Origin of the sequence: Mesorhizobium sp. M7A.F.Ca.US.006.04.2.1 (assembly GCF_004022915.1) — a bacterium.
In the GTDB taxonomy this organism is placed as follows: domain Bacteria; phylum Pseudomonadota; class Alphaproteobacteria; order Rhizobiales; family Rhizobiaceae; genus Mesorhizobium; species Mesorhizobium ciceri.
Map to the genome: position 1 here is coordinate 1 of NZ_RZQA01000276.1, position 7,126 is coordinate 7,126.

The window sequence follows — 7,126 nt, forward strand, 5'->3', positions numbered from 1 at the left end:
GGCATATACGGTCGATCCTCTGATTTTCCAGAGGCGACGGGAATCTTTTGACAAAGACGCCTGAATTATCGGGGATAATTCACCTGAGACGACCAGGCCGGGTCATCGTGCTTTTGCCAGTAGCGCGCCATCAGCCGGCTGGTGATCGGTCCGACCTTGCCATTGGCGATCGCCGCGCCGTCGATCTCCGTCACCGGCATGATGCCGCCCGCGGTGGAGGTGATGAACACCTCGTCGGCCTCGCGCAATGCGGTGACGCTGACATCGGTCGCCGTGGCGGCAAGGCCTTCTTCTGCACAGAGATCGAAGACGGTGCGGCGGGTGACGCCGGGCAGCACGCCGGTGGCCGGCGTCGATAGTTTGCCGTCCTTGACGCAGAAGACGTTGAAGCCCGGGCCTTCGGCGACATTGCCGTTGAAGTCGAGGAGCAACGCGGTCTCTGCACCGCGATCATAGGCATCGTAGAGGCCGCGCACCAGATCGAGCCAGTGGTAATTCTTGATCGCCGGGTCGATCGAGGCCGGCGGAATACGCATCTTGTCGCTGATGGCGACGCGCAGGCCGCGCTGCAGCTGCTCGGCGTTGGCGACCGAGCCGAACGGCACGGCGAAGGCCATGAAGCGGTTGACCGCCTGGCGCGGGTCGCGGCTGAAGGTCGGAGAGGCGCCGCGCGTGCACAGCATTTCGACATAGGCGGCGCGATGACCGGACAGCGCCACGCAATTGTGCAAGATTTCGGTCACGCCGTCGCGGTCGAAGGGAATGGTCATGCGCAGCTTTTCCAGCCCGCCGAGGAAGCGGTCGAGATGCAGATCGAGGCGGAAGAAGCGGCCGTTCCAGACATGCACGGTGTCGTAGGTGGCGTCGGAATGCAGAAAACCCCAGTCCAGCACCGAGATCTTGGCCTGCGACATCGGCAGGTATTGGCCGTCGAGAAAGGCGATGCCGTCGGGGTAGGAATGCGGGTCGACATGGCGGTCGCCAACCACGGGCAGTTGCTTCTCGTCCTGTGTCGTCGCCGTGTGGCTCATTGGGGCCTCCTGTCACGCAAGGCGAGTCAGCAGGCTATCGGCGCAGGGCAGAACGCATAGAGCCACCCGCCCGGTGCTGTTCGGCCTCGATGACGATCTCGCCGATACATTGGATCGGAATTGCCTTAGATTGCGCGCTCTGAACGGGAGGGGGAAGATGGGCAGGCTTGGGGCCGTCATAGCAGCCATGACGATGTTCGCCGCCGCGGGCGAAGCCAGCGCCCAGTGCGCGCGCGAAGGCGAGGAATTGTGCCAGGGCGGGCAGACCTATCGCTGCGAGAAAACCGGCAGCGAATTGACACCGATCTTCCAGAACCTGCCTTGTGCGGTGAACGTGCCGTCGCTGAGCGGCACCTGGGTCGGCAGCGGCCATCAAAGCCCGGCGGGTGACGCCGGGGCCGACTGGCCGATCGCCATGACCATCAACGATGGCAGCGCGTCGATCGACTATCCGTCACTCGGTTGCGGCGGATCGCTGTCACAGACGTCCAGTGACGGCATTTCGGCGGAATACCACGAGAGCATCACCTACGGTCAGGACAAATGCATCGACGGCGGCAACATCACCGTCAGGTTTTTCAAGGAAAATCTGTCCTGGACCTGGATCGGCCAGGCCGATGGTCAGCCCTATAATGCGGTCGCAGTGCTTAAGCGGAAGTAGCCGTGGTCATTCCTCCTCGTCATCCGCGTCGAGCAGGCGCGTCGCGCGCCAGCGGGTGAGCACGACGTTGGTCTGCTCGATGACGAAGAAACGCGCCGAGTCGCGGTCGTAGCCTTCGCTCAGCAGTTTCTCGTAATCTGTGTGCATGTGGCGGATATGGGCAATCGTCGCCAACCATACGGCGATGCCTGGTGGTAAGGTCTTCATGTGGACCGCGCCGGCGTCGCCGCGGATCTTCTCCATGTCGGCATAGGGTGCCAGCGGCAGAAGTGCTGTCAGCGCCTTGGCGATGGCGCGGCGGCGACCGGTGGGCGCCGTCATCGCCGACCCCCGGGCTCGTCGCGCCCTTCGATGGTCGCCTCCGGTATAGCGTCGGTCGAGGCGAAATAGGGTTTTATGTCGATGACCGGAGTGCCGTCGAGCACGTCGATGGCGTCGAGATCGATGCGGCCGGTGTTCTGGTCGAGCCCGACGAGCCTGGCCACATGCAGCCCGATTGGGTTGGGGCGGGCAGGGGAGCGCAGCGAAAATACGCCTTTTGCTTCGGCCGCATGGCGTGGTTTCTGCACAATCAGGTCCCGCGGCGCGTGATGCAGCCAGGACAGGATGATGACGTGGCTGGCGCGCTCCAGCCCCCGTAAGCCATTTCGGTAGGGCGCGTCCATGGTCAGCACTGCCTTCTGCCCGGTCTCGCGCGCGGCGCGCATGTTCTTCGGGCAGGTTTCGCGCGTCGTCCACGGCGAGGCAATGCGGCCGATGAAGACGATGCCGTCATCCGGCGGCATCAGGGCGGGATCGTTTTCCAGCCTCTGCTCGCCTTCGCGGGCCTCGAACATCTCACGCGGTCCAGTCATGGCCCATGTCTCTTAAAACGCCACACAAGCGGCATTTTCTTGTCCGGAAGCGACATAGCGCTTGCAAGGTTTCGAAAACTGACATAAACATATGTTTATATCTTTTCAAAGAGAATACGCTGATGCATGTCTCGCTCGACACTATGGTGGATACGTTAAAGGCGGCGGCCGAATCCAGCCGATTGCGCATACTGGCACTTCTGTCGCGCGGTGACCTCACCGTTTCCGATCTTACCGAAATTCTCGGCCAGTCGCAGCCGCGCGTTTCGCGGCACCTGAAGCTGCTTCTGGAGGCAGGGCTGATCGGCCGCTACCAGGAAGGGTCCTGGGCCTTCTTCCGCCTGTCGGATGCGGATTCCGCGCGTGACTTCGTCATGGGCCTGGTTTCCGGCATTCGCGGCGCCGATCCGCAGGTCGAGCGCGATCTTGAGCGCCTGGCCTCGGTCAAGCGCAAGCGGCAGGACCGGGCGGTCGAGTATTTTTCCGTGAATGCGGCAAGCTGGGACCATATCCGCTCGCTTCATGTGCCGGACCGCGCCGTCGAAGCCGCAATGCTGAAACTGGTCGGCAAGCGGCCGTTCCAGTCGATGCTCGATCTCGGCACCGGCACCGGGCGGCTGCTCGAAATCTTCTCGCCGCTCTATCGGCGCGGTGTCGGCATCGACATGTCGCGCGAGATGCTGACCGTGGCGCGCGCCAATCTCGACAAGGCCGGCGTTTCGAACGCGCAGGTTCGGCAGGGCGACATCTTCGCGCCGCCGGTCGAGCGCGATGCCTTCGATCTCGTCACCATCCATCAGGTGCTGCACTATCTCGACGATCCCGCCCGCGCCATCCACGAGGCGGCTCGGCTTTTGCGTCCGGCAGGACGCCTGGTCATCGTCGATTTCGCGCCGCATGCGCTGGAATTCCTGCGCGAGGAGCATGCGCATATGCGGCTCGGCTTTTCCGACCGGCAGATCGCCGACTGGTTTTCGGAAGCCGGCCTCGATCTCGAAGATGCCCAGGAGTTCGAGCCGCGCGGTGGCAATGAGGCGAGGCTCACCGTGAAACTCTGGCTCGGCCGCGATCGGCGCCTGCTGATTGCCGATCCTTCCAACGACACAAGGCAGGCCAAAGAGAACTCGATGGGGGAAATCGCATGAACCAGTTCCGCTTTTCCCGCCGCCCCGACATCGGCGACAAGGTCAGGGTTTCCTTCGAATTCTTCCCGCCGAAGACGGACGAGATGGAAGCGAGGCTGTGGGAGACGGTCACAAGGCTGGAGCCGCTGAAGCCGAAATTCGTCTCGGTGACTTACGGCGCCGGCGGCTCGACACGGGAGCGCACCGCGCGCACTGTAAAGCGCATCTTGACGGAAACCGGTATTCCTGCAGCGGCGCATCTGACCTGCGTCGGGGCAACGCGCGACGAGGTCGATGCGGTCATCCGGGATTACAAATCGATCGGCATCAACCGGTTCGTGGCGCTGCGCGGCGACCCGGCCTCCGGCGTCGGCGAGCCCTACCGGCCGCATCCCGGTGGCTACGAGAATGGCGCGGAACTGGTCGCCGGGCTCAAGACGATCGCGGATTTCGACATCTCCGTCGCGGCTTATCCGGAAAAGCATCCGCAAAGCCCCGATTTCGCCACCGACATCGAGATGCTGAAGCGCAAGGTCGACAATGGCGCGACGCGGGCGATCACCCAGTTCTTCTTCGACAACGATCTCTACGAGCGCTATGTCGAGCGCGTTCGCCGCGCCGGCATCTACATCCCGATCGTGCCGGGCATCCAGCCGGTTCACAGTTTCAAGCAGGTCGCGAACTTTTCCGCGAGGGCGGGCGCGCATGTGCCCGGCTGGCTGGCGGAGCGTTTCGAAGGCCTCGACAAGGACCCGCAGACGCATGCGCTGGTGGCATCGGCGGTGGCAGCCGAACAGGTCATGGACCTGGTCGAGCGCGGTGTCGGCGATTTCCACTTCTACACCATGAACCGCGCCGATCTGGTCTTTGCCATCTGCCATATGATCGGTATTCGCTCGCACGAGGCGGCGGCCGCCGGATCAGCCGCGGCATGAGGTCGGGCTCAACAACAAAAGGCCGGGAAAACCCGGCCTTTTGAATTGGTTGGACTATTTGGGTGCTGGTCTTCCCCGCTTTGGCGGTCAGGGAAGGAAGCCCATAATGAGGGCTCCGATAAAGGCGAACGCAGCACAGATCATCAATGCGTTGATAGGCCTCGTAAGTCCCATGACATAGCCTCCTCTTAAAGAGCTATGTCATGGAGTCTAGGTTCATTTGTGCCACAGGCAAGCGGAAAATGTGCTGCATTGCGACGTGATTGTGAAATCCGCGACATGTCTTTTGCCGTTAGGCTTTGAAACTCCTAGGCAAATACCGACTTCAGACCTGTGAATAAAATGTGGCCGGCTCGTGTCGCTGCCGTGTCATGGCAGCGCTACCGCCGCGAAAGTCGAATTCGACTTTCGCGGCGATGTGGGGGTTCAAAGGACGCGCTAACGTCTTCCAAGGACGCGCCCGTCGATGGTGATGAGGCCGAGCGCGATCAGCACCACCCCGCCGATTTCGAACAGCTCCAGCCGCTCGCCTAGGAACAGGAAGCCGAGCAGCATGGCACTGGCCGGCACGACAAGCGTGACCAGCGAGGCGTTGGTAGCGCCCGCCGAGGCGACGAGGTTGAAATAGAGGATGTAGGCGACGGCTGTGGACAGAAGTGCCAGCGCCAGCACCGCCGCCCATACCGGCGGCGAGGCCGAGAACACGCCGGATGGGCCGTAGGTGAAGAGCACGATCGGGATCATGATGATGGTCGAAGCGGTCAACTGCCCGGTGGCGACGACCGGCGAGGGCACGCCCTTGAAGCGGCGGGCGACCATCAGCGCAATGCCATAGGACAGCGAAGCGCCGATCAGCGCGAATTTGGCCCAGACCGGGCCGCCAAGCCCGGAAAGCAGGCCGGGGCCGATCATGACGGCCGTACCGGCGATGCCGAGCGCAATGCCGGCGAGCTTGTTCCAGGAGAGCTTTTCGTCCGATGTCAGCGCATTGGCGAGGATCAGCGTCCAGAACGGCGTCGTGGCGTTGAGCACCGAGGCGACGCCGGCGCCAAGCTCCGTCTGGCCGGCGAAGATCAGCGAAAAGGGCACGACATTGTTGGTGAGCGCCAGCAGGAAGAACAGGCCTGCATGCGGAAGTGCGAGGCGGAAGGACGGACCGCGCAGGCCGAGATAGATCTGCAGCGCGATCGCGGCGATGGCGACGCGAAACAGCACCAGCACCAGCGGGGGGAGTTCGGCCACCGCGATGCGGGCAAAGAAGAACGAGCCGCCCCAGATCGCGCCGAGCAGCAGGAGCTGCCCCCAGTCCTTGAGCACCATCGGCCCGCGCGGTGCTGATGTCGCGGCTATTGCCATGTGAGTCGCCCTCCCAGACGGCCTGAATGCCAGTCAGTCAGGCAGAAGCCATATCGGACTCAGTGACAAGAGCCACCCGAAACCTGATCGCTGGCAAACGTTGCTGGCAAAGACCTAGCGCCCCAGCGTCAGCCGCACGAGACACAGAATTGTTTTCATTAGCCGCTAGCTTGGATTAATTGTGCGCAGCCGAAGTGAGGATTCGTCCATGCAGCGATTCGAGAATGCCCGCGAGGCGGCACTGGCGCTTCGTCCGGACGATCCGGTCTATTGCTTCCGCCCGCAAGTGCTGATGGCGGATGCCAGGCAGTTCATGGGCATGTTCCCCGGCAAGACCGCCTATGCGGTCAAGACCAATGGCGAGCAGATCGTGCTGAAGACGCTGGTCGAAGCCGGCGTCAAGGCTTTCGACGTCGCTTCGCCGGGCGAGTTCGCCGCCGTACGTGCCGTTTCCCCCGATGCCGAGATGCTCTACATGCACCCGGTCAAGGCGCAGTCGGACATCAAGCTGGCGCTGGAGAAATACGCCATCCGCGTCATTTCGCTCGATCATGAGGACGAGATCACCAAGCTGACGCGAGTGGTGCGGGCTCTCGACATCGATCCGGGCTCGATCAGCGTGTTCGTGCGGGTGCAGACCAAGGGGCATGCCGCCTACGAACTGTCGAAGAAGTTCGGCGCCGGGCCGGCCTATGCCGTCGAGCTCGCGGAGCGGCTGAACCGTACCGGCTACAAGGTCGGCCTGTGCTTCCATGTCGGCAGCCAGATCGAGGATCCCGACACCTATGAGCGGGCGCTGGCTTCCGCCGACTGGGTGCGCAACCGGCTGACCTTCGATATTGCCGGGCTCGATGTCGGCGGCGGTTTCCCCGCCGAATACGGCCACGACCCTAACCGCAAGCAGATCGAGATGCCGTCGCTTGGCCAGATCATGTCGCGGCTGTCGGGCGATCTGAAGGAGTATCAGTTCGACCAGATGCCGCTGGTGGCTGAGCCCGGCCGGGTGATCGTGGCGCGCTGCCTGTCGTTGATCGTGCGGGTGCTGCTGCGCAAGGGCAAGCGGCTCTACATCAATGACGGCATCTGGGCATCGCTGTCGGATTCATGGACCGGCAAGATCACGCTGCCGGCGCGCTTCATTCCCGACCCGGCGATCCGCTCGCGC

Annotated in this window: 8 protein-coding genes; 4 read left to right on the forward strand and 4 right to left on the reverse strand. The window is 63.1% G+C overall.

Going from position 1 to position 7,126, the window contains the following annotated elements; translation table 11 throughout:
- Positions 1-65: 65 nt before the first annotated feature.
- Positions 66-1,031 (reverse strand): D-amino acid aminotransferase, encoded by a 966-nt coding sequence (locus EN925_RS16380; RefSeq protein WP_027160650.1) that lies wholly within the window; start codon positions 1,029-1,031, stop codon positions 66-68.
- A 157-nt stretch (positions 1,032-1,188) separates the two neighbouring features.
- Here EN925_RS16380 and EN925_RS16385 point away from each other — a divergent pair, with 157 nt between their 5' ends.
- A complete protein-coding gene (locus tag EN925_RS16385) occupies positions 1,189-1,692 on the forward strand; it encodes a hypothetical protein (RefSeq protein WP_013530930.1) in 504 nt (167 codons plus the stop codon).
- A 6-nt stretch (positions 1,693-1,698) separates the two neighbouring features.
- Here EN925_RS16385 and EN925_RS16390 read toward each other — a convergent pair whose 3' ends face one another.
- The gene (locus EN925_RS16390) at positions 1,699-2,013 is read right to left on the reverse strand and encodes a DUF2293 domain-containing protein (RefSeq protein WP_013530931.1); all 315 of its coding nucleotides are present in this window, start codon (positions 2,011-2,013) and stop codon (positions 1,699-1,701) included.
- A complete protein-coding gene (gene tsaA, locus EN925_RS16395; protein ID WP_127388414.1) occupies positions 2,010-2,546 on the reverse strand; it encodes a tRNA (N6-threonylcarbamoyladenosine(37)-N6)-methyltransferase TrmO in 537 nt (178 codons plus the stop codon). Before tsaA ends, EN925_RS16390 begins: the two co-directional genes overlap by 4 nt.
- 122 nt (positions 2,547-2,668) lie before the next feature.
- On the opposite strand from tsaA, the gene EN925_RS16400 reads away from it, so the two are divergent.
- Together EN925_RS16400 and metF are read left to right on the forward strand one after the other, a co-directional pair.
- Positions 2,669-3,691, forward strand: coding sequence for a metalloregulator ArsR/SmtB family transcription factor (locus EN925_RS16400; protein WP_127385773.1), 1,023 nt, complete (start codon positions 2,669-2,671; stop codon positions 3,689-3,691).
- Positions 3,688-4,605, forward strand: coding sequence for a methylenetetrahydrofolate reductase [NAD(P)H] (gene metF / locus EN925_RS16405; protein WP_024501484.1), 918 nt, complete (start codon positions 3,688-3,690; stop codon positions 4,603-4,605). Before EN925_RS16400 ends, metF begins: the two co-directional genes overlap by 4 nt.
- 438 nt (positions 4,606-5,043) lie before the next feature.
- Here the strand turns inward: metF and EN925_RS16410 are convergent, their stop codons facing one another.
- Positions 5,044-5,961: a DMT family transporter gene (locus EN925_RS16410; RefSeq protein ID WP_127385774.1), complete on the reverse strand. Its 918-nt coding sequence runs from the start codon at positions 5,959-5,961 to the stop codon at positions 5,044-5,046.
- 208 nt (positions 5,962-6,169) lie between these two features.
- On the opposite strand from EN925_RS16410, the gene EN925_RS16415 reads away from it, so the two are divergent.
- On the forward strand, positions 6,170-7,126 hold a 957-nt coding region (locus EN925_RS16415; RefSeq protein ID WP_128336710.1), incomplete at its 3' end, for an alanine racemase.